Below are 20,515 nucleotides of genomic sequence, written 5' to 3'. Positions count from 1 at the left end.
GAACCCCGCGTCAGGCCTAGACTCGGGCCGACGCCCGAGTCACCATTGCACCACAACAACAAACCCGACAGAGAGGCCCCCCATGCGTTTCCTGATGACCACGGCTGCCATCGCGCTGATTGCCGGCGCCGCACAGGCCGAGTATTCGCTGACCATCCTGCACACCAATGATTTCCACGCCCGGTTCGAGCCGATCAGCAAGTATGATTCGGGTTGCTCGGCAGAGGACAACACGGCCGGTGAATGCTTTGGCGGCTCGGCCCGCCTGATGACCGCGATCGGCGAGGCCAAGGCGCGGACCAACAACTACATCCTCGTCGATGGCGGCGACCAGTTCCAGGGCACGCTGTTCTACACCTACTACAAGGGCAAGCTCGCCGCCGAGATGATGAACCAGATGGGCTACGACGCGATGACCGTGGGCAACCACGAATTCGACGACGGCCCCGAGGTGCTGCGCGGTTTCGTCGACGCGGTTCAATTCCCGGTGCTGATGTCGAACGCCGACCTCTCGGGCGAGGCCCTGCTGTCCGGCGCGATCCAGAAATCCGTGGTGATCGAGCGTGGCGGCGAGAAACTGGGCCTGATCGGCCTGACGCCGCAGGATACCGACGAACTGGCCAGCCCCGGCCCCAACGTGATCTTCACCGATCCGGTCGATGCCGTGCAGGCCGAGGTCGACAAGCTGACCGCCGAGGGCGTGAACAAGATCATCGTGCTGTCGCATTCGGGCCTGAACGTCGATAAGCGCGTGGCCGAGAACACCACCGGCGTCGACGTGATCGTGGGCGGTCATGACAACTCTCTGCTGTCGAACACGATCGAGGGCGCCAAGGGGCCCTATCCGGTGATGGTCGGCAACACCGCCATCGTGCAGGCCTATGCCTATGGCAAGTTCCTGGGCGAGTTGAACGTGACCTTCGACGACGCCGGCGTCGTGACCGCCGCCGTGGGCGAGCCCATCCTGATGGATGGCGGCGTCGCCGAGGAAGAGGCGACCAAGGCGCGCATCGCCGAGGCCGCCGCCCCGCTGGACGAGATCCGCAACAAGGTGGTCGCCGAGGCCGCCGAAGCCATCATCGGGTCCAAAGACGTGTGTCGAGCGGTGGAATGCCCGATGGGCAACCTCGTCGCCGACGCCATGCTGGCCCGGGTCAAGGACCAGGGCATCGAGATCGCCATCGCCAATGGCGGCGGTCTGCGCGCCTCGATCGACGCGGGTCCCGTCACGATGGGCGAGGTGCTGACGGTGCTGCCCTTCCAGAACACGCTGTCCACCTTCCAGGTGACTGGCGCGACCATCGTCGAGGCGTTGGAGAACGGCGTGAGCCAGATCGCCGATGGCGGTGGCCGTTTCCCGCAGGTCGCAGGCATCTCGTTCACCGTGAGTGCCGGGGCAGAGCCGGGCAGCCGGATCTCGGACGTGATGGTCCGCGACGCGCCGATCGATCCGGCAAAGGTCTATGGCGTCGTGTCCAACAACTTCGTGCGCAACGGCGGTGACGGCTACAAGATGTTCGTGGACGCGATGAACGCCTACGATTTCGGCCCCGACCTGGCCGACGTCACGGCGGAATTCCTCGCCGCGAATGCGCCCTACACGCCCTACACGGACGGCCGCATCAAGATGGCCGAGTAATCGGCCGCGCGAATGACAGGAGGGGCAGGGGGAAACCTCTGCCCCTTCATCTTGCCCGGGAAACTCCGGGGGAGTCGCGGCACGCGACGGGGGCAGAGCCCCCTCCGCGCTTGCCGCCGCAGCCCTCGACAGGCATCTTCGCGACATGGACCACCCGCTGATCGACCTCATCAACGCCCGCATCGCCGCTGCCGAACGCGACGGCGCCTTCGACAACCTGCCCGGCGCGGGCAAGCCGCTGCCGCCCTGTGACGATCCGGAAAACGCGGTGCTCCACCGGATCCTGAAGGATAACGGCGCGGTCCCCGAGGCTGTCGCGCTCAGCCACGAACTGGCCCGCCTGCGCGCCGAGTTGCGCGAGACGTCCGACCGCACCGAACGGGCCCGGCTGATCCGCGACATGGCCCTGTTCGAGGCGCGGCTCGATCTCGCCAAACGCGGCTGAGCATGGCATCACCGTCCGACAAGGAGCGTCCATGGTCAGCGTCACCGAGCAATACGAAGCCTACCCCTACCCGGAACGCGACCCGGCCGACGAAGTGCGCCGCCTCATCACCGGTTCGCCCTCGCATCCGCTGGAAATCGACCACTGGCTATACGTTGGCAAACGCGACTGGTCACACCCTTTCCGGGCACTGGTGGCCGGGGGCGGCACCGGCGACGGCCTGATCCAGCTGGCGCAGGTGCTGACCAGTGCGCGCGTACCGCACGAAATCACCTATGTCGACCTTTCCACCGCCGCCCGCGGGATCGCCGAGGCCCGCGCCGCCGCGCGCAACCTCACCGGCATCACCTTTCGCACCGGCTCGCTGCTGGACGCGCCCGATCTGGGGCGTTTCGATTACATCGACTGCTGCGGCGTACTGCATCACCTGCCCGACCCGCCCGAGGGCTTCCGCGCCCTGAGAGCGTCCCTTGCCGAGGGCGGCGGCCTGGGCTTCATGGTCTACGCCCCGTATGGCCGCTCTGGCGTCTACCCTTTGCAGGAGGCGTTCGGTGCATTGTACCGGGGCCTCGCCCCGCAAGACCGGCTGGCACGCGCAAAGGACATCGTCGCCGCTCTGTCTGAGGGCCACCCGTTCCGCGCCAACGTGAACCTTGGTGACCACCATGCCAGCGACGCAGGCTTCTACGACCTGCTGCTGCACGGGCAGGACCGCGCCTATTCCGTCCCTGACCTGCTCGACATGCTGGACCAGACCGGCTGGCGGCTGATGGGTTTCGCCACGCCTGCGCTTTACGACCTGTCGCGGATCACGACGCGGCCTGCGCACCTAACCGATGCGCAGGCGATGGCCGTCGCCGAGAAGCTGCGCGGCACGATCCGGGTGCACATCGCCTATGCCGTGCCGCAGGGCGATGCGCGCCAGCCCGCAAGAGGCGCCAACCGCGCGCTGGTCCCGCGTCTGCGCGGCGTGCAGGCGCGGGCACTGGCGCAGGCCGTTGCGCAGGACAAGCCCATCCCGGTTCGCCAGAAAGAGGCGCAGGCGATCCTGACCCTGCCGCGCAAGGCCGCGCCACTGATCGCCGCCATCGACGGGCGTCGCAGCCTTGCGCAGATCGCAACGGCGGCGCAGGTCGATCCGCTGGCTTTCGGTGCGCTCTGGGGGCCGGTGGAACGCGACCTCGTCGACTGGGGATTGATGCTCTATTCCGGCCTCGGGGCGCGCTGATGTGCGGCCGCTTTGCCATCACCCTGCCGCCCGACGCCATGGCGCAGCTTTTCGCGGCGCAGCCGGCCAACGACCTGCCCGATGTGCCGAATTACAACGTCTGCCCCACCAACCACATCCATGTGGTGCGCAGCGGGGATGGCACGCGCAGCCTCTCGGCGATGCGCTGGGGCTTCATCCCGCATTGGTACAAGGCACCCAATGACGGCCCGCTGCTGATCAACGCGCGGGCCGAAACGCTGGCCGAAAAGCCCGCCTTTCGCGCCGCCTGCCGCGAGCGGCGCTGCCTGATTCCGGCCAGCGGCTTCTACGAATGGACCAAGGACGAGGCGGGCAATCGCCTGCCCTGGTATATCCGTCCGGTGCAGGGCGACCTGCTGGCGTTTGCCGGGGTCTGGCAGGATTGGGAACGTGGCGACGAGGGGTTTCGCACCTGTGCGATCGTCACCTGCGCGGCCAACGAGTCGATGGCGCGCATCCACCACCGGATGCCCGTCATCCTGTCGCAAGACGACTGGGCGAAATGGCTGGGCGAAGAGGGCCACGGTGCCGCGACCCTGATGCACGCCCCGCCCGAGGACACGCTCGCCTTCCATCGTGTCGACCCCAAGGTGAACTCGAACCGCGCCGCCGGTCCCGAACTCGTCGAGCCGATCTAACGGCTTCGTCAGCGTCCCGTCGGCCTGCCTTTTCTTCTGGCGGCAAATACCCTGGGCGCGTCATTGTCGCGCCATTGATCCGAGAGACGATGCCCTGGGGGCAAGGCCCCCGGCAGATCGACGCGCGACCGCGCGGTGAAAACGGGGCTTCAGGAAAATGCGCAGGGCGGGCCGCGTTCCAGCGGTTCGTCGATGGTGATCTGGCTCGGCGCCCAGTCGAAGATGGCGATAGCATTGCCGCCGTCGAAGCCCACGAACAGCCGCCCCGTCTCGGGTTGCAGGGCCACGCCCTCGGCGTCGTATCCCCATTCCGACAGCGGCGTGACGCTCAGCACCCGCCCGTCCGGGGCCAGTTCGAACAGGGCGTTCAGCCCCTCGTTGTCATCCACCACAAGAAGGTTGCCCGAATAGAGATCACGGCTGATGCCCTGCGGTTCCACCATCGGCGGATCGAACCCGTCACCCCAAAGCTCCATCAGCACCGTCCCGTCCGGTGCGATGCGCAGCAGGCGCGATGGGTCATCCTCGACCACAAGGAACGATCCGTCGGCATCGCGGTGCAGGCCTTCGGTGTCGCGCAGGGTCTGCGACAGCGAGAACACCGCGTCGCGGCGGTTGCCCTGCCGGTCGATCCGCAGGAAGCGGCCCCAGCCATCGGCCAGCAGCAGCCCGTCCTCTTCCACCGTCAGGCTGCGCACGCTGCGCAATTCCGTCTCCAGCCGCAGGATCTCTCGCCCGTTGACCGCCGAGAGTAGCAGAACCGAGGGTCCCTCGGTCGCAACCCAAATCGCGCAGAGCTGGGCGTCATAGGCCAGGCTCACGCCGCGCGTGCCGAACAGCGTGTCGATATGCAACAACTCCGCCCGGGCGGGCAGGGCGGCCGTAAAAGCGGCCAGGAGGACGGCGAAAGCCTTGCGCATGGCAGCCTCGTTCGTGTTTCCACGCAACAGAGGGTGGCGCGGCCGCGCGCGGTTTCAAGCCTGTCCGGCGGCTCGGCGCGGGTTCAGGCCGCCGCGACCGCCTGCACCTCGGCCACGATGCCATCGACGACCTGCGCCAGCAGGCCCTCGTCCTCGCATTCCGCCATCACGCGGATCAGCGGTTCGGTGCCCGACTTGCGGATCAGCAGCCGCCCGTGGCCAGTCAGCCGCGCCTCGGCCTCGGCGATGACGCCCTTGACAGAGGCCGCCTCGAGCGGGGCCTGGCCCGCACCATACCGTACGTTCTTGAGCAGTTGCGGCACCGGCTGGAAGCTGCGGGCCAGATCGCTGGCCTGGTGGTTGGTGCGCACCATCTCACCCAGGAATTGCAGGCCCGCCATCAGCCCGTCGCCCGTGGTGGCGTAATCGGTCATCACGATGTGGCCCGACTGCTCGCCGCCCAGGTTGTAGCCGCCCGCGCGCATCGTCTCGACCACGTAGCGGTCGCCGACCTGCGTCCGTTCCAGCCGCAGCCCCATGCCCTGGAGAAAGCGTTCCAATCCGAGATTCGACATGACCGTGGCCACCAGCGCGCCGCCACGCAGGCGGTCCTCGGCGGCCCAGCGCGCCGCCATCAGCGCCATGATCTGGTCGCCGTCGGCGATCTTGCCGGTCTCGTCGATGATGACGATGCGGTCGGCGTCGCCGTCAAGGCAGATGCCCACATCGGCGCCATGCGCCACAACCGCCTCGGCAGCCGCCTGCGGCCGGGTCGAGCCGCAGTCGCGGTTGATGTTCAGGCCGTCCGGGCTGACGCCGATCTTGACCACCTCGGCGCCCAATTCCCACAGGACCTCGGGCGCGGTGCGATAGGCGGCACCATTGGCGCAGTCCACCACCACCTTCATCCCGTCCAGCCGCAAGCCGGCGGGCAGGGTGGACTTGACCCGCTCCTGGTAGCGGAAGCGGCCGTCGTCGATGCGCTGGGCGCGGCCAATATTGCGCGCCTGCGCGGGCTGCACGCCCTGTTCCAGCAGCGCCTCGATCTCGGCCTCGACCTCGTCCGACAGCTTGTAGCCGTCGGGACCGAAAAACTTGATCCCGTTGTCCTCGGCAGGGTTGTGGCTGGCCGAGATCATGATGCCCAGGTCGGCGCGCATGGAAGGCGTCAGCAGGCCCACGGCGGGCGTCGGTACCGGCCCCAGCAGCAGCACGTTCATGCCGGTGCTGGTCAGGCCGGCGGTCAGCGCGTTCTCGAACATGTAGCCTGACAGACGGGTGTCCTTGCCGATCACCACGCGGTGCACGCCGGCATGTTCCCGCCGGAAATGCCGACCCACGGCGGCGCCCAGATGCAAGGCCATCTCGGCGGTCATCGGCCAGGTGTTGGCCGTGCCGCGCACCCCGTCGGTTCCGAACAGCTTACGTCCCATTGCCTTGCCCTTCCACGATTGCCTGCCACAGTTTCAGGGCCTGCGCGGTCTCTGCCACGTCATGCACCCGCAGGATCTGCGCACCCTGCGCAACGGCGGCAAGTGCCACCGCGACCGATCCGTGCACCCGTTCCGCCGCGGTCTTGACCCCGGTGATCCGCCCGATGAACCCCTTGCGCGAGGCGCCGACCAGCATCGCGCAGCCCAGACCGTGGAACAGCGACAGGCCGTTCAGGACGGTCAGGTTGTGCGCCTCGGTCTTGCCGAAGCCGATACCCGGATCGACCAGGATGCGCGCCCGCGGGATGCCCAGCCCCTCGAGATGAGCGACCTGCCGTTCTAGGAAATCGTAGATGTCCAGCAGCACGTCGGCATAGCTCGGGTTCAGGTGCATCGTCTCTGGGTCGCCCTGGGCATGCATGACGCAGACCGGCAGCCCGTGCCGCGCGCAGTAGCGCGCCAGAGCCGGATCGTGGGTAAAGCCCGAGACGTCGTTGACTAGGCGGGCGCCGGCGTCCACCGCCGCCTGGGCGACAGAGCACTTGCGCGTGTCGATCGAGATCGGCACGCCCGCTTCGTGGCGCAGCGCGGTGATCACGGGTTCGACCCGCGCGATCTCAGCCTCGGCTGGAACGGTCTGCGATCCTGGCCGCGTGCTTTCGCCGCCGACATCGATGATTGCCGCGCCGGCCTGCACCATCTCGCGGGCATGCAGCAGGGCCGCGGTCGTGTTCTTGTGCCGGCCGCCATCGGAAAAGCTGTCTGGGGTCACGTTCAGGATGCCCATGAGGCAGGGCGCGTCCATCGGAATGCCCAGCAGGGGCGCCCGCGCGGCGGTCAGCCGCGTCATCCAGTCCTGCGGGATCTCGGACAGCGGCACGACCTGCGGCGCGGCATCGCGGCTGTGCCGCACGGCATGGGTAAACCAGAGAGTGCCACCGGCCAGTGGCGCGGCGTCCGTGGGCCGCGGGCGGGCCTGCTGCACGAGTGGGCGGTAATAGGCGCTCATGCGCCGTTCCTTCGACGATCCTGCGCGTTTTGGCAATGCTCTAGATTACCGGGTCGTTTACGCCAACGCCGCGCAGCGGCACAGAGGCGCTTTCCGGCAGATCTTCGCCGATCACGACCAGTTCGCGGGCCTCCATCTCGGCCGCGAACCAGGCCGCCAGCGCAACCGAGTCGCGCGGCCGCGTCCGTGGTCCCTGGGTCGCGTCCAGCACGATCTTGGAGGGTGCCCAGACGCAGGTCTGGCCGTTCTTCATCGCCCAGTCCAGCTCGGTGCGTGTCGCCACGACCTTGCAGCGCGGGTCGCGCGAGGCCAGGACCCAGCCGTTCTGCTCGATCGCCAGCAGATCGATGCGGCGCTGGGTCATCGGGTGGCCAGTCTGCGGGATCGCGCTTTGCGGGCGGCCGACGCAGAGGATCAGCGGTTCGGGTCGCGCGGTCAGCGCGTCGATCCAGCCGGTCAGCCGCTCGTCGGCGATGGCGCCGTTGGACAGGTAGACGACGCGGGGATGCGGGCGGGCGCGTGCAGCCTCTTCGGCCTTCTCGTTCAGATGATGGCCGAAGTCGCGCCGGGTGCGCACGATCTCGACGCCCAGCGCGCCGGGCCCGCGGTCGAGTTTCTCGATCCGGACGAAGGCGCGCATTGCCTGGGGTTCCAGCAGGATGCGTTCGGCGATACGTTCGGCCAGCGTTTCCAGCAGGTTCAGCCGCTCTGCGGCTAGTTCCTGCGCGATGGCCTCGGTCACGCGGTCATAGGACAGGATGCGGTCGACGTCGTCATCCAGCGGCGCGGCAAAGGGCTGGATCTCGACCACCACGTTGAAGCGCAGGCGCTGCGTGGTGCCGCGTTCGGCCTGAAAGGCGCCGATCTCGGCGGTGACGATGTGGTCGCGCAGGCTGATGCGGTCGCGTGGGGCGTCGCCCTCGGTGGCGATGGCGCGTTCGGACGGATGCGCGAAGGCAAGTCGGATCTCATCGGCCATGGGGGCCCTTTCTGACGGATGCCAGACCATAGCCTGCGGAGGCGGGTGGCCGCAATCGCGGTGCCGACCCGCTCAGCGCATCGAGGAGCGCCACTTGTGCCGGTAGAACAGGTGCGTTCCGATCGAGGCGGTGCGGGTATAGGTGCGCGACCATTTCGGGGCAACGGCGGTCGTGTGGTAATGCGTCGCGCCGTCCGTCAGCGCGCGAGGGGCGCCGCGCAGAACCGCGCGCGCCACCTTGCCGACCCGTTCCCAGGCGTCTGGCTCGGCGATCTGTTCGGGTTGGCCGTCGCAGGTATAGGTGAACTGGCAGGCATATTTCCGGCCCGTGCCTTGGTGCACCACGTCGCAGACGCTGTCGGGGAAACGCGGGCTGTCCACGCGGTTCATGATGACCTCGGCCACCGCGAACTGGCCCTTGACCGTCTCGCCGCGGGCCTCGAAATACAGCGCCTCGGCCAGGCAGCGCCATTCCTGGCCACCCTTGGCGGCGGGTTGCCGCTCCAGCCAGTCGCGGTTGTAGCGCACGTTGCCCGTGGTGGTGGGCGGGGGCGAAACCAGCCGAGACAGGTGGCCGCCGGTGGCCTTGTTCAGCGCCCGCTTTTCGAGCGAGACAAGCTGCATCGCGTTCGGATCACCCTCGGCATGGACGGGCAGGGCGAGCATCGAGAGCGCGAGAATGACGCGCAACGGGCGCAACAGGCGGAACATGAAACGGTCTCCTTGGCTGGCCGCGTCCGTCCTTGGGGGCGTTTTCCGCGACCCGCCTCTCCTACAGAAATTAATGAATTGCGTAAATAACCACAAATTGTGCCTATTGACACCACAAACAACGATATCAGCGTGCTGACACCATCCTGTCGCGAATCGCCAGCTGCGCGGCGGCGAGTCGCGCGACCGGAACCCGGAAGGGCGAACAACTGACATAATCCATGCCGATCGCCCGGCAGAAGGCGATTGATTCCGGGTTGCCGCCATGCTCACCGCAGATCGACAGGGTCAGCCCGGGGCAGGCCTGCCGCGCCCGTTCCGCGCCGATGGCCAGCAGCTCTCCGACGCCCTCGATGTCGAGCAGGTGGAACGGATCCTCGCGGAACACGCCCTGGCTGACATAGTCGGACATGAAGCGCCCGGCATCGTCGCGTGACAGGCCGTAGGTCATCTGTGTCAGGTCGTTGGTGCCGAAGGACAGGAACTGCGTATACGGCGCGATCTCGTCGGCGCGCAGGCAGGCGCGCGGGGTCTCGACCATCACGCCCAGCCGATAGTCGAAGCCGCGCCCGCGCTCGGCCTTGACCGCAGCGGCCACCGCGTCGATCCGGGCGCGCAGCAACTCGACCTCGCGCTTGGCCGAGACCAGCGGCAGCATGATCTCGGGCACCACGGGCGCGCCGTCGCGGCTGGCGTCCAGCGTCGCCTCGAAGATGGCGCGGGCCTGCATGTCGTAGATTTCCGGCACGGTGATGCCCAGTCGCACGCCGCGCAGGCCCAGCATGGGGTTGTACTCGCCCATCGATTCCACCCGTCGTGTCACGTCGGATACGGGCAGGTCCAACGCCTCGGCCAGGTCACGCAGGCCGGCGCGGTCGGTGGGCAGGAATTCATGCAAAGGCGGGTCGAAGAGGCGGATGCAGACCGGCATCCCTTCCATGATCCGGAACAGCTCGGTGAAGTCGGCGCGCTGCATCGGCAGGATGCGGGCCAGCGCGGCCTTCCGGTCCTCCGGCGCGTCGGCAAAGATCATCTCGCGCATGGGCGTCAGGCGATCGGCCTCGAAGAACATGTGCTCGGTCCGGCACAGGCCGATCCCCTGCGCGGCAAAGTTGCGCGCGGTTGCGGCGTCGTCGGGCGTGTCGGCATTTGCGCGCACGCCGATGTCGCGCCAGGTGTCGGCCCAGCCCATCAGCGTCTGGAACGCATCGTCGAGCGCCGCCTCGACCATTGCGGGCGCCCCGGCCAGGACCTGCCCGGAGGAGCCGTCGATGGTGATGACGTCGCCCTCGCGCAGGGTGCGGCCATCTTCGGCCACCAGGAACTTGCGTGTGACGTGGAACTTCATCCGCGCGGCACCCACCACGCAGGGCAGGCCCATGCCGCGCCCGATCACCGCCGCGTGGCTGGTCATGCCGCCGCGTTCGGTCAGCACCGCCGAGGCCGCGTGCATCCCGCGCACGTCCTCGGGCGAGGTTTCGCGGCGGACGAGGATGCAGGCCTCACCCCGTGCCGCGCTGGCCTGCGCCTCGGCGGCGGAAAAGACGATCTTGCCGGTGGCAGCCCCCGGCGAGGCGGCGACGCCCCGGCCGATCACATCGCGCCTTGTGCCCGGCGCCACCTGGCGGTGCAGCAGTTCGGTGATGGCATGCGGATCGATACGCAGGATGGCCTCCTGCGGGGGAATGATCCCGTCCTCGGCCAGCCGCACCGCGATCCGCACCGCCGCGCGGGCCGAGCGGCGCACGCGTACCCCGTCCAGGATGTGCACCGCGCCGTTCTCGATCGTGAACTCGATCTGCATTTCCTCGCGCAGGCGGTTGCGCATCGTCTCGGCAAAGCCGCACAGCGCCTTGAACGCCTCGGGCGCGGTTTCCTCGAGCGAGGGGCCGCGCGGATCGCAGGTCAGGAACAGCGCCGGGCTACCCTGTTCCAGCGCTTCGCGCCCCTGGCTCTGGCTCAGGTAACGTCCGGTGATCTGGCGCAGGCCGGTGTCGGAATCCGCCAGTTGCAGCACGCCCGAGCCGCATTCGCCCCGGCCGATCCCCAGCGCCATCTCCTGCACGACAAGGCCCAGGCCCGCATCCATCGGCGCGCCCTTGGCCTGTCTCAGCAGCCGCGCGGTCGTGCCTTCCCAGGCGCGGGCCATCGAGCGCAGAACCTGCGCCAGCTGGTGCGCGGGGTCCTGCGGAAAGGGCGCCTCGGCCTCTTCCTCGTAGGCGGCCATCGCGGCGGCAAGGCCTTCCTCTCCGGGATCCTCGATCTCGTCGAACAGGTCCGCGTCCAGCCGTTCGACATGGATCGCATAGGCTTGCACGAAGCGGAGGTAGAGGCAGGCGGCGGCCTCGGCGCCGATCCTTTCGGCCAGCAGGGCGCAGCTGGCGTCGTTCATGCCGATGTTCAGGATCGCGCCCGGCCCGCCCCAGTCTGGGTCCTCGGACGAGGGCCGCACGCACAGCAGCGCGCCGGCGCCGAAGATATCCAGCATGGCGCGGATGTCGGGCAGCTCTCCGGACGCGATCCGGTGCACGGTGCCAAAGGACAGTGCGACGGTGCGCGGCACCGGCAGATCGAGTCGGACAAGCCGTTGCAGGCATTTGGCCCGCCCCCCGTGCGTCGGCGTGGCGATTGGCGCCGAGGGTGTGATCAGCGTCACGTGCGGGTTGGCTTCGCCTGGTTTCTGCGGTGCGGCATCATTCATGCGGGCAGAATACGCCGCCTGCGCGCCCTGACAAGCGGGATTGACGTCGCGCTTGTCAGGTTCAGGATGCACCTTTTGCCGCAACTGCGAAAGGCGGCGTCATTCCCAGCAGCTGACCAGCACCGTCATGTCCGAGGCAAGCGCCGTCAGGTCCTCGGGCGCCATGACGCCCACCGACTGGCCAGAGGCGCTGCGCACACCGTTCTGCGCCAGAAAACCGACGATCCTCTCGGCCTTGGCGGCAAAGCTGACCTCGTCGGGCAGACGGCGGGTGGCGTCCTCGTCGCGCGGCAGCAGCATGCCGACAACGCCGCCGCCGGCATCCAGAACCGGCCCGCCGGCGTCACCCGGCAGGGCCGCCAGCGCGAGACGCTTGAGATCGGCCTCGCCGCCCAGCCCCTGGAGATCCTCGAGCGTGCCGAAGGTCAGCGTCGGCGCGGCCAGCACACCGCCAAAGGAATAGCCGGCCACGGCCACGTCCGATTGCAGGCGCGGGTCTGTCTGCGCGAAACTCGCGACGCCGCGCGGCGCCAGCGCCTCTGTCGGGCGCAGGATCGCCAGGCCCAGGGCCGCGTCGCGCGCCGCGATCCGGGTCTCGTGCACGCCGTCCAGCGTCACGCGGCCACAGCCCTCGACGGCGGCGGCGCTGGTCAGCACCGCGCCGCTCCGGTCGACGAAAAAGCCCGAGGCGGTGCGCAGGGGCGAGCGCACCCGCAGCCCCGCCACAAGATCGATGCGCTGGCCGTCATCGGTCACCGCGGCCGGGTCCAGCACGCCGCCGATCCGCTGAAAGCTGTCGCGCATGACCGACAGGACGCGCGTGCGCCGTTCCTCGTCGCCGGTGGGCCAGATCAGGGTCCAGCCCTTGATCTCGTTGCCGACCAGTGAGACCTCGGTATGGCTGACGAATCGCTCGTTCGCCCCGGTCAGCACAAAGCTGTCGCGGTCGCGCCGCCGCTCGCCCTGCAACGGCACGATTTCCAGCGTCTGCATGATCTCGTAGAGGCCCGCCATGGTCTGGCGGTCGCCGGGCTGCGAGATCAGCAGCACGCGCGCGCCCTCGACCGCGCCGGTGGGCTGGAACAGGGCAAAGGGCGCCTCGAACCGGTCGAAGCGCACGGTGCCCAGCGGCAGTTGCATGGCGATACCCGTCCGCGGGTCGCGATACGCGGCCATGCCGACGCTTTCCAGGGGGGCGTTATACTGTCGCAGCAGATCGGCGCGCTGCATCGTGGTCAGGATACCCGTCACCTCGAACCCGTTGGCCTGCTGCCAGGCGGCCATGGCGTTGCGTGTGCCTGGGCCAAAGGCCGCGTCGATGGCGGAATCGTAGAATCCCGCCCAGCGCAGGGCGACCTGCAAGGCGGCGCGCTCGTCGCGGTTCAGCAGCCCCTCGCTCGCGCGGGCCTGGCGCGGCGTTTCATCCACGACCGGGGCGACGATCGCGGGCGGCTCTGGCTGCGGCGCGACCAGCGCTTGCGTTCCGGGCTCGGGCGCGCGGGGCACCTGCATCGTGGCGCCGCCGATGGGCCAGAACTGCTGGCCATAGGTCGCGGCACTTTCGATATAGCTGTCGGGCGGGATGCGGCCCGATGCCCGCAGTTGCGACAACAGCGCCGCCGCCTCGTCGCGCGAATAGGGGCCCAGCGCCACGCCATACCATCCGCCGCCCAGTGCGAAACCGTTCACATCCGGCAGTTGCGCCGCGTAGCCGCGCACGTTGTCCTGCGCGACGGCCAGGCTCGACCGTGCCTCGATCTGGATGTAGACTGTGTCATCCTGTGCCTGCGCGGCCGTCGCCATCGCACCCGCGACGATGCACGCCGCGACAAATCCTCTGAACATGCCTGTCCGACCCTCTGGGTTCCAATTTCTTCTATACTGACCCGCATTGTTAGCAGATGGTCCGGGCGGTGCACCTCAAAACTTCGCGGGTTCGATTGACGCCCTGCGCGGGCTTGCCTAATCAGGCGCCAGATCCAGCCGGAGGCCGACATGACCCTTGCCACGGAGAAGCCGCGCAGTTTTCAGGAGATCGTCCTGAGGCTTCAGACCTACTGGGCGTCCAGGGGATGCGCGGTGCTGCAACCCTATGACATGGAGGTCGGCGCCGGCACCTTTCACCCGGCCACCACCCTGCGCGCGCTGGGATCGAAGCCGTGGGCGGCGGCCTATGTGCAGCCCTCGCGCCGCCCCACCGACGGGCGCTATGGCGAGAACCCGAACCGGCTGCAGCATTATTACCAGTTCCAGGTGCTGATCAAACCCAGCCCGCCGGACCTGCAGGACCTCTACCTCGGCAGCCTCGCCGCCATCGGCATCGACGCCTCGGTGCATGACGTGCGGTTCGTCGAGGATGACTGGGAAAGCCCGACGCTGGGCGCCTGGGGCCTGGGATGGGAAGTCTGGTGCGATGGGATGGAAGTCAGCCAGTTCACCTATTTCCAGCAGGTCGGCGGGCATGACTGCCACCCGGTCTCCGGCGAGCTGACCTATGGGCTGGAACGTCTGGCCATGTACGTCCTCGGCATCGACCACGTGATGGACATGCCGTTCAACGATCCCGCCAGCCCGCAGCCGCTGACCTATGGCGATGTCTTCCGCCAGACCGAGGAGGAATACAGCCGCTGGAATTTCGACGTGGCCGATACCGAGGTGCTGCTGCGCCACTTCGCCGAGGCCGAGGCCGAATGCGCCCGCATCCTGTCCTTGCCGCACGAGGACCCGCGCAACGGCAAGCGCATCGTCATGGCGCATCCCGCCTATGACCAGTGCATCAAGGCGAGCCATGTCTTCAACCTGCTCGACGCGCGCGGCGTGATCTCGGTGACGGAACGGCAGGCCTATATCGGCCGGGTTCGGGCGCTGGCCAAGATGTGCGCCGACGCCTTCGTGCAGACCGAAGCCGGGGGGCTCGGCGCATGACCGGCGGCACCTGGCACAAGGCCGCACTGGCCGCGCATGGACTGGCATATCGGCTCAGGCCGCCGACGGACCTGTTCCGGCGGTCGACGCTGAGCCACCTCAGGAAGCTGCCTCCGCAGGAGGCGGCGGAGGCCGCCAATGCCGTGCTGCGTGCCTGCGGTGTCACCGGGCAGCATTACACCCATGACGCCGAAAGCGGGCTTTTCGCCTGTCACGCCGGCGACCGGGTTCATCGCTTTTCCGAATACACCTGGATGAGGACGCTGTCCGCCGGACTGGAAAAGCGCGCCGAAAAGCTGATCCGCGAGTATCATCTTGCGCAGGTGCCGCTGGCGGATGGCGACAGTATCGTCGAGGTGGGGGCGAATGTCGGGGATCTGACCCTGGCGCTGCGGCACCTCGGCAAGTCGGTCCATCTCACCAGCTTCGAGCCTTCGCCAAGGGATTACCAGGCGCTGGCCCTCAACATCGCGGCAGCCGCGCCCCTGATCACCGGCGAAGCCCGCAACATCGCCCTGTGGAAGGACAATTCGGCGGCGCTGACCTTCTACCTCAAGACGGCCACCGCCGACAGTTCGATCCTGCCCATCGAAGGCTATGACAAGGTCATCGAAGTGCCGGCCATCCGGCTGGACGAGGCGATTCCGCGCGGTGCCTACCGGTTGCTGAAACTCGAGGCCGAGGGCGCCGAGCCCGAGGTTCTGGAGGGTGCCGGGGACAGCATCCGCCAGTTCCAGTATGTCACGGCGGATGTCGGCTATGAACGTGGCGTGAGCCAGGACACGACCCTGCCGCAGGTGACCAACTTCCTGCTGAAACATGGGTTTGAAATGCAGGCCATCGGACGCCGCCGCCTGGTCGTCCTGTATCGCAACCCGAGCTGGAGCGCGGACGCATGACCGGCAAATTCCTGGCAGGGATCATCGTGGCCTGTTCGCTGATCGCGGGCATCGCCATCTACTATCTTCAGGTCTACTACTTCTACGAGACCCTGCCGCCGCAGGCCAGCATCACGCTGACCGGCGCGGACGGCGCCCCGGTCGAGCTGGCCGTGACCGGCTTCGAGGGGATCGACGCCGACAGTTCTCCGATCCGCTACCGCGCCTGTTTCGACGTGGCGCTGTCGCTGGACGAGGCCACGGCCCGGCTGGACCCCTACCAGGGGAGCGAGCCGCGCACGGCACCGGGCTGGTTCACCTGTTTCGATGCCGAGGCGATCGGCGACCGGATCGAGGCGGGGACGGCCCGCGTCTTTGCGGTGCAGCGCAACCTCGAGTTCGGCATCGACCGCGTCATCGCCATCACGGATGACGGTCGCGGCTATGTCTGGCACGAGATCAACGATTGCGGCGACAAGGCCTATGACGGCTCGCCGCTGGGCGACGACTGTCCGCCGCGCGAAGGAAACTGACCCATGCCCGATCTGCTGATCGAACTCTTTTCCGAGGAAATCCCCGCGCGGATGCAGGGCAAGGCCGCCGAAGACCTGCGCAAACTGGTGACGGATGGCCTGGTCGAGGCCGGGCTGACCTATGCCGGCGCCGCCGCCTTTGCGACGCCGCGCCGCCTGACGCTGACGGTGCAGGGCTTGTCCGCCGAAAGCCCGACCCTGCGCGAGGAGCGGCGTGGGCCCAAGGTGGGCGCCCCCGACAAGGCGGTCGAGGGGTTCCTGCGCGGCGCGGGTGTGAGCCGCAACCAGCTGGAGGAGCGCGAGGACAAGAAGGGCGCCTTCTACTATGCGACGGTGGTCACGCCGGGCCGTCCCGCGCCGCAGATCGTGGCCGAGGTGCTGGAGAAGACCGTGCGCGGCTTTCCGTGGCCCAAGTCGATGCGCTGGGGCGCGGGAACCTTGCGCTGGGTGCGGCCGCTGCACTCGATCCTCTGCCTCCTGACCGACGAGGCGGGCGCCGAGGTGGTCGATCTGGAGATCGACGGCATCCGTGCCGGCCGCGCGACGCAGGGGCATCGCTTCATGGCGCCGGGCCGGTTCGAAGTGTCCAGCTTCGACGATTACGAGGCGAGGTTGAAGCGCCACAAGGTCATCCTGAACCCGGCCGAGCGGCGCGATGCGATCTGGCATGCGGCGACCAACATGGCCTTTGCCGCCGGGCTCGAGGTGGTCGAGGATGCGGGGCTGCTGGCCGAAGTCGCGGGGCTGGTGGAATGGCCGGTCGTCCTGATGGGCGAGATCGGCGAGGAATTCCTTGGCCTGCCGCCCGAGGTGCTGCAAACCTCGATGAAGGAACACCAGAAGTTCTTTTCGGTGCGGAACCCCAGGACGGGGCGCATCGAACGTTTCATCACCGTGGCCAATATCGACGCCCCGGATCACGGAGCGACGATTCTTGCGGGCAACCGCAAGGTGCTGGCCGCGCGACTGTCGGATGCGCGGTTCTTCTGGGAAAACGACCTGCGCGTGGCCAGAGGCGAGGGGTTGGAGGCCTGGACGGCCCGGCTGGAAAACGTCACCTTCCACAACAAGCTGGGCAGTCAGAAGGCGCGGATCGACCGCATCGCAGCGCTGGCGCGCGAGATCGCCCCGATGGTCGATGCCGACCCCGCGCTGGCGCAGCAAGCCGCAATCGTCGCCAAGGCCGACCTGTCCTCGGAGATGGTCTATGAGTTTCCCGAACTCCAGGGCCTGATGGGCCGCTACTATGCCGAGGCCGCAGGTCTGCCCGGCAAGGTCGCCCGCGCCTGCGAGGATCATTACCGCCCGCTCGGCCCCTCGGACGAGGTGCCGACGGCGCCGGTTTCGGTCGCGGTCGCGCTGGCCGACAAGCTGGACACGCTGACCGGCTTCTGGGCCATCGACGAGAAACCGACCGGGTCCAAGGATCCGTTTGCGCTGCGCCGCGCCGCGCTGGGCGTGATCCGGCTGGTGCTGACCAATGGCTTGCGCCTGCGTCTTGACCGGGTGATCGACGCGCAGTTGCTGCGCCACAAGATCGACCCGATCAGCGACGACGAGGAACGCGCGATCCTCGATGCCGTGCTCGAGGAGATCGGCAAGCATGGTGTCTTCGGCTCTGCTGTGCGCGCGTTGATCGACCGGATCGAGGGCGACGCCCCCGACTGGGTCGAGGAGGTCACAGCCCATGTCCCCGATACAAGCGACGACCTGATGGCCTTCATCCATGACCGGCTGAAGGTGTACCTGCGCGACCAGGGCATCCGCCACGACGTGATCGACGCCTGCCTTGCCATGCCGAACCGCGACGACCTGAGCCTGCTGGTGACGCGGGCCGAGGCGCTGTCGGCCTTCCTGGCAACCGAGGATGGCGGCAACCTGGTCCAGGGGTTCAAGCGGGCCAACAACATCCTGACCCAGGCCGAGGAAAAGGACGGCGTCGAATACAGTTTTGGCGCCGATCCCAAGTTCGCCGAGGACCCGGCAGAGACCGCGCTGTTTGCAGCGCTGGATTCCGCCGAGGCACGCATCGCCCCCGCGATGGAGGCCGAGGATTTCGAAGCCGCGATGGCGGCGATGGCCGCGCTGCGCGGCCCGATCGACGCCTTCTTCGAGGCGGTTCAGGTGAATTCCGACAACAACATCGTGCGGCGCAACCGCCTGAACCTGCTGTCGCGCATCCGGGCGATCTGCCTGCGGGTGGCCGATCTGACCCGGATCGAGGGCTAGGCGACCGGGGTCGGGCGGCCCGCTTGACGCTTTGACGAACCGAGCGGCGACATGCCTGTTTATTCATCGCCCCCGGCTGGCGGGCGGCGGCTCTGCGCCGACCCGGTTGCCCCGCCGCGGTGCGGGCCTATGCTCAGTTACATTCGATGCTCGAGGAGGAAAAGTGATGGACCCGTTCTTCGTCCTGCCGATATTTGCGCTGCTGGCCCTGCTGGGCTGGTGTGTCTACCAGCTCAAGAACGATCTCTGACACCGGCGACCCCTGCGCGCGACGCCGTACGGGGGCTCGGCTCTCCCTCCGCTTCCAGGTGATTTGTCCGGGCCTCTGGCCTAGGATGCCGGCATTCGTTGAAGGCCGGCGCGCGCCGTGCATGTGGCCCGCCGCGGCATTTCCGTGGGGAGCAGCGTCATGCATCGCAAGTTGCAGCCGGGATCCGTGATCCAGATCAGTGTCGCGACGATGAACGCGACACCGGGCGCGGCCGATCCCAACTTTCCAGGTCAGACCTACGGCGCCGTCTTCAAGCGGTTCAACCCGACAGCCTACTATCTCGACCGGCCCGAAAAAGGGGGGCCACGGGCGATCCCGACTACGAGGCGGTCAAGGTCGGCGCCGACCACAACGTGTCCCGAAACTTTGCCTGGCTGCCCTACCATCCGGGCCACGTGACGCTGGTGCCCTTCCAGGCCAACATGAACATTCTCACCGGATGGATGAGCGGGTGCTGGCTGGCGCTGGTCAGCGTGGGTGGAGCCAGCTACTTCGCCCATGTCGGGACCGAGACCAACGCGCAGCATCCGTCGACCATCGCGGTTAAGAACGGCATCAAGATAGCCATCGGCGCCGGGGTCATGACGGTGCAGCGCGCCTTTCAGATGATCTGTCAGGGCTCGCCCAACACGCTGGGATGCGTGTCGGTGAACCGGCATTTCTACACGCTGGGCCTGTCCATGTCGCCAACCTCGAAAGGGGCGATGAAGATGCGCATCGACAGCAAGACGCGGATCGTGCCGCAGCCGGGGCTGCCCTCTGGATATTGAGGCCGGAAAACGCAATCGCGCCGCCCCTTCGGGCGACGCGATCCTGGTGCCTTGAGGCGTGCGATCAGTTGCGCGACTTGTCGACCATCTTGCCGGCCGAGATCCACGGCATCATGCCGCGCAGCTTTTCACCGACGGCCTCGATCTGGTGCGCGTCGTTGATCCGGCGCGTACCCTTGAAGAAGGGCTGGCCCACGGTGTTCTCCGTCATGAAGTCGCGCACGAACTTGCCGGTCTGGATGTCGGTCAGGATCGCCTTCATCCGGGCCTTGGTCTCGTCATAGGGCAGGACGCGCGGGCCGCTGACATACTCGCCATACTCGGCGGTGTTCGAGATCGAGTAGTTCATGTTCGCGATGCCGCCTTCGTAGATCAGGTCGACGATCAGCTTCACCTCGTGCAGGCACTCGAAATAGGCCATCTCAGGCGCATAGCCCGCCTCGACCAGGGTTTCAAAGCCCATGCGAATCAGTTCCACCAGGCCACCGCAGAGCACGGCCTGCTCGCCGAACAGGTCGGTTTCGCACTCTTCCTTGAAGTTGGTCTCGATGATGCCCGAGCGCCCGCCGCCGATGGCCGAGCAATAGGACAGGCCGATTTCCAGCGCGCGGCCGGAGGCGTCGTTGTGCACCGCGACGAGGCAAGGCACGCCGCCGCCCTTGGTGTATTCGCCGCGCACGGTGTGGCCGGGGCCCTTGGGCGCCATCATGATGACGTCGACGCCGGGCTTGGGCTCGATCAGGCCGAAATGCACGTTCAGGCCGTGGGCAAAGGCGATCGCCGCGCCTTCCTTCAGGTTGTCGTGCACATACTGCTTGTAGGTGGCGGCCTGAAGCTCGTCGGGCATGGTGAACATGATCAGGTCGCACCAGGCGGCAGCCTCGGCGATGCCCATGACCTTCAGGCCCTCGGCCTCGGCCTTCTTGGCGCTGGGCGAGCCTTCGCGCAGGGCGACGGCCACGTTCTTGGCGCCCGAATCGCGCAGGTTCAGCGCATGAGCGTGACCCTGGCTGCCGTAGCCCAGGATCGCCACCTTCATGTCCTTGATCAGGTTGATGTCGCAATCGCGGTCGTAATACACGCGCATGATGGTCTTCCTTCCGGTTTGTTGTCTGGGGTGCAACCTAGGGATTTTTCGATGAAAGCGTTTGCGTTTTTTGGATCATTTGGGCTAAGTGCGGAAAA

General features: G+C 67.6%; 17 protein-coding genes. 9 read left to right on the top strand and 8 right to left on the bottom strand.

What is annotated here, in order from left to right; translation table 11 throughout:
* Positions 1-82: 82 nt before the first annotated feature.
* From KB874_RS10430 to KB874_RS10415, 4 genes are all read left to right on the top strand, one after another.
* Entirely contained in the window at positions 83-1,639 is a 1,557-nt protein-coding gene (locus KB874_RS10430; protein WP_249200411.1) for a bifunctional metallophosphatase/5'-nucleotidase, read from the top strand.
* A 145-nt stretch (positions 1,640-1,784) separates the two neighbouring features.
* Positions 1,785-2,084: a DnaJ family domain-containing protein gene (locus KB874_RS10425; protein ID WP_212536522.1), complete on the top strand. Its 300-nt coding sequence runs from the start codon at positions 1,785-1,787 to the stop codon at positions 2,082-2,084.
* A 31-nt stretch (positions 2,085-2,115) separates the two neighbouring features.
* Complete coding sequence (locus KB874_RS10420) at positions 2,116-3,312, top strand: class I SAM-dependent methyltransferase (RefSeq protein ID WP_212536521.1); 1,197 nt, start codon at positions 2,116-2,118, stop codon at positions 3,310-3,312.
* Positions 3,312-3,971 (top strand): SOS response-associated peptidase, encoded by a 660-nt coding sequence (locus KB874_RS10415; RefSeq protein WP_212536520.1) that lies wholly within the window; start codon positions 3,312-3,314, stop codon positions 3,969-3,971. Before KB874_RS10420 ends, KB874_RS10415 begins: the two co-directional genes overlap by 1 nt.
* Before the next feature lie 149 nt (positions 3,972-4,120).
* Here KB874_RS10415 and KB874_RS10410 read toward each other — a convergent pair whose 3' ends face one another.
* The 7 genes from KB874_RS10410 to KB874_RS10380 all read right to left on the bottom strand — a co-directional run bounded on the left by KB874_RS10410 (position 4,121) and on the right by KB874_RS10380 (position 13,569).
* Entirely contained in the window at positions 4,121-4,891 is a 771-nt protein-coding gene (locus KB874_RS10410; protein ID WP_212536519.1) for an NHL repeat-containing protein, read from the bottom strand.
* An 83-nt stretch (positions 4,892-4,974) separates the two neighbouring features.
* Positions 4,975-6,324 carry a phosphoglucosamine mutase gene (gene glmM / locus KB874_RS10405; RefSeq protein ID WP_212536518.1) on the bottom strand — a complete coding sequence of 450 codons (1,350 nt, stop codon included), beginning with the start codon at positions 6,322-6,324 and terminating at the stop codon, positions 4,975-4,977.
* A complete protein-coding gene (folP, locus tag KB874_RS10400; protein ID WP_212536517.1) occupies positions 6,314-7,333 on the bottom strand; it encodes a dihydropteroate synthase in 1,020 nt (339 codons plus the stop codon). Before folP ends, glmM begins: the two co-directional genes overlap by 11 nt.
* Before the next feature lie 40 nt (positions 7,334-7,373).
* Positions 7,374-8,312: a dihydroneopterin aldolase gene (locus tag KB874_RS10395; protein WP_212536516.1), complete on the bottom strand. Its 939-nt coding sequence runs from the start codon at positions 8,310-8,312 to the stop codon at positions 7,374-7,376.
* Positions 8,313-8,384: 72 nt separating this feature from the next.
* Positions 8,385-9,023: a cell wall hydrolase gene (locus tag KB874_RS10390; protein WP_249200409.1), complete on the bottom strand. Its 639-nt coding sequence runs from the start codon at positions 9,021-9,023 to the stop codon at positions 8,385-8,387.
* A 127-nt stretch (positions 9,024-9,150) separates the two neighbouring features.
* On the bottom strand, positions 9,151-11,724 hold the full coding sequence (locus KB874_RS10385) for a putative PEP-binding protein (RefSeq protein WP_212536515.1): 2,574 nt from the start codon (positions 11,722-11,724) through the stop codon (positions 9,151-9,153).
* Between the two features lie 99 nt (positions 11,725-11,823).
* The gene (locus KB874_RS10380) at positions 11,824-13,569 is read right to left on the bottom strand and encodes a trypsin-like peptidase domain-containing protein (protein WP_212536514.1); all 1,746 of its coding nucleotides are present in this window, start codon (positions 13,567-13,569) and stop codon (positions 11,824-11,826) included.
* Positions 13,570-13,719: 150 nt separating this feature from the next.
* Between KB874_RS10380 and KB874_RS10375 the strand changes: the two genes are divergently transcribed.
* The 5 genes from KB874_RS10375 to KB874_RS10355 all read left to right on the top strand — a co-directional run bounded on the left by KB874_RS10375 (position 13,720) and on the right by KB874_RS10355 (position 19,330).
* On the top strand, positions 13,720-14,649 hold the full coding sequence (locus KB874_RS10375) for a glycine--tRNA ligase subunit alpha (RefSeq protein WP_212536513.1): 930 nt from the start codon (positions 13,720-13,722) through the stop codon (positions 14,647-14,649).
* Complete coding sequence (locus KB874_RS10370; protein ID WP_212536512.1) at positions 14,646-15,548, top strand: FkbM family methyltransferase; 903 nt, start codon at positions 14,646-14,648, stop codon at positions 15,546-15,548. Before KB874_RS10375 ends, KB874_RS10370 begins: the two co-directional genes overlap by 4 nt.
* A complete protein-coding gene (locus KB874_RS10365) occupies positions 15,545-16,060 on the top strand; it encodes a DUF6446 family protein (protein ID WP_212536511.1) in 516 nt (171 codons plus the stop codon). Before KB874_RS10370 ends, KB874_RS10365 begins: the two co-directional genes overlap by 4 nt.
* A 3-nt stretch (positions 16,061-16,063) precedes the next feature.
* A complete protein-coding gene (gene glyS / locus KB874_RS10360; protein ID WP_212536510.1) occupies positions 16,064-18,289 on the top strand; it encodes a glycine--tRNA ligase subunit beta in 2,226 nt (741 codons plus the stop codon).
* A gap of 624 nt (positions 18,290-18,913) precedes the next feature.
* A complete protein-coding gene (locus KB874_RS10355) occupies positions 18,914-19,330 on the top strand; it encodes a hypothetical protein (protein ID WP_212536509.1) in 417 nt (138 codons plus the stop codon).
* Between the two features lie 64 nt (positions 19,331-19,394).
* Here the strand turns inward: KB874_RS10355 and ilvC are convergent, their stop codons facing one another.
* Positions 19,395-20,462 (bottom strand): ketol-acid reductoisomerase, encoded by a 1,068-nt coding sequence (gene ilvC / locus KB874_RS10350; RefSeq protein WP_212536921.1) that lies wholly within the window; start codon positions 20,460-20,462, stop codon positions 19,395-19,397.
* Positions 20,463-20,515 lie beyond the last annotated feature (53 nt).

The organism is Thetidibacter halocola (genome assembly GCF_018224955.1).
GTDB lineage: Bacteria > Pseudomonadota > Alphaproteobacteria > Rhodobacterales > Rhodobacteraceae > Thetidibacter > Thetidibacter halocola.
The sequence above is the reverse complement of the archived record's forward strand: the minus strand, read 5'-3'. Positions and strand labels throughout refer to the sequence as shown.

What these genes read in the sequence shown, in the direction of transcription:
- glmM (WP_212536518.1), bottom strand. Translation starts at nt 6,324, where the DNA reads ATGGGACGTAAGCTGTTCGGAACCGACGGGGTGCGCGGCACGGCCAAC.
- KB874_RS10380 (WP_212536514.1), bottom strand. Translation starts at nt 13,569, where the DNA reads ATGTTCAGAGGATTTGTCGCGGCGTGCATCGTCGCGGGTGCGATGGCG.
- KB874_RS10395 (WP_212536516.1), bottom strand. Translation starts at nt 8,312, where the DNA reads ATGGCCGATGAGATCCGACTTGCCTTCGCGCATCCGTCCGAACGCGCC.
- KB874_RS10430 (WP_249200411.1), top strand. Translation starts at nt 83, where the DNA reads ATGCGTTTCCTGATGACCACGGCTGCCATCGCGCTGATTGCCGGCGCC.
- KB874_RS10410 (WP_212536519.1), bottom strand. Translation starts at nt 4,891, where the DNA reads ATGCGCAAGGCTTTCGCCGTCCTCCTGGCCGCTTTTACGGCCGCCCTG.
- KB874_RS10365 (WP_212536511.1), top strand. Translation starts at nt 15,545, where the DNA reads ATGACCGGCAAATTCCTGGCAGGGATCATCGTGGCCTGTTCGCTGATC.
- KB874_RS10375 (WP_212536513.1), top strand. Translation starts at nt 13,720, where the DNA reads ATGACCCTTGCCACGGAGAAGCCGCGCAGTTTTCAGGAGATCGTCCTG.
- KB874_RS10385 (WP_212536515.1), bottom strand. Translation starts at nt 11,724, where the DNA reads ATGAATGATGCCGCACCGCAGAAACCAGGCGAAGCCAACCCGCACGTG.
- KB874_RS10370 (WP_212536512.1), top strand. Translation starts at nt 14,646, where the DNA reads ATGACCGGCGGCACCTGGCACAAGGCCGCACTGGCCGCGCATGGACTG.
- KB874_RS10420 (WP_212536521.1), top strand. Translation starts at nt 2,116, where the DNA reads ATGGTCAGCGTCACCGAGCAATACGAAGCCTACCCCTACCCGGAACGC.
- folP (WP_212536517.1), bottom strand. Translation starts at nt 7,333, where the DNA reads ATGAGCGCCTATTACCGCCCACTCGTGCAGCAGGCCCGCCCGCGGCCC.
- KB874_RS10415 (WP_212536520.1), top strand. Translation starts at nt 3,312, where the DNA reads ATGTGCGGCCGCTTTGCCATCACCCTGCCGCCCGACGCCATGGCGCAG.
- KB874_RS10390 (WP_249200409.1), bottom strand. Translation starts at nt 9,023, where the DNA reads ATGTTCCGCCTGTTGCGCCCGTTGCGCGTCATTCTCGCGCTCTCGATG.
- glyS (WP_212536510.1), top strand. Translation starts at nt 16,064, where the DNA reads ATGCCCGATCTGCTGATCGAACTCTTTTCCGAGGAAATCCCCGCGCGG.
- KB874_RS10425 (WP_212536522.1), top strand. Translation starts at nt 1,785, where the DNA reads ATGGACCACCCGCTGATCGACCTCATCAACGCCCGCATCGCCGCTGCC.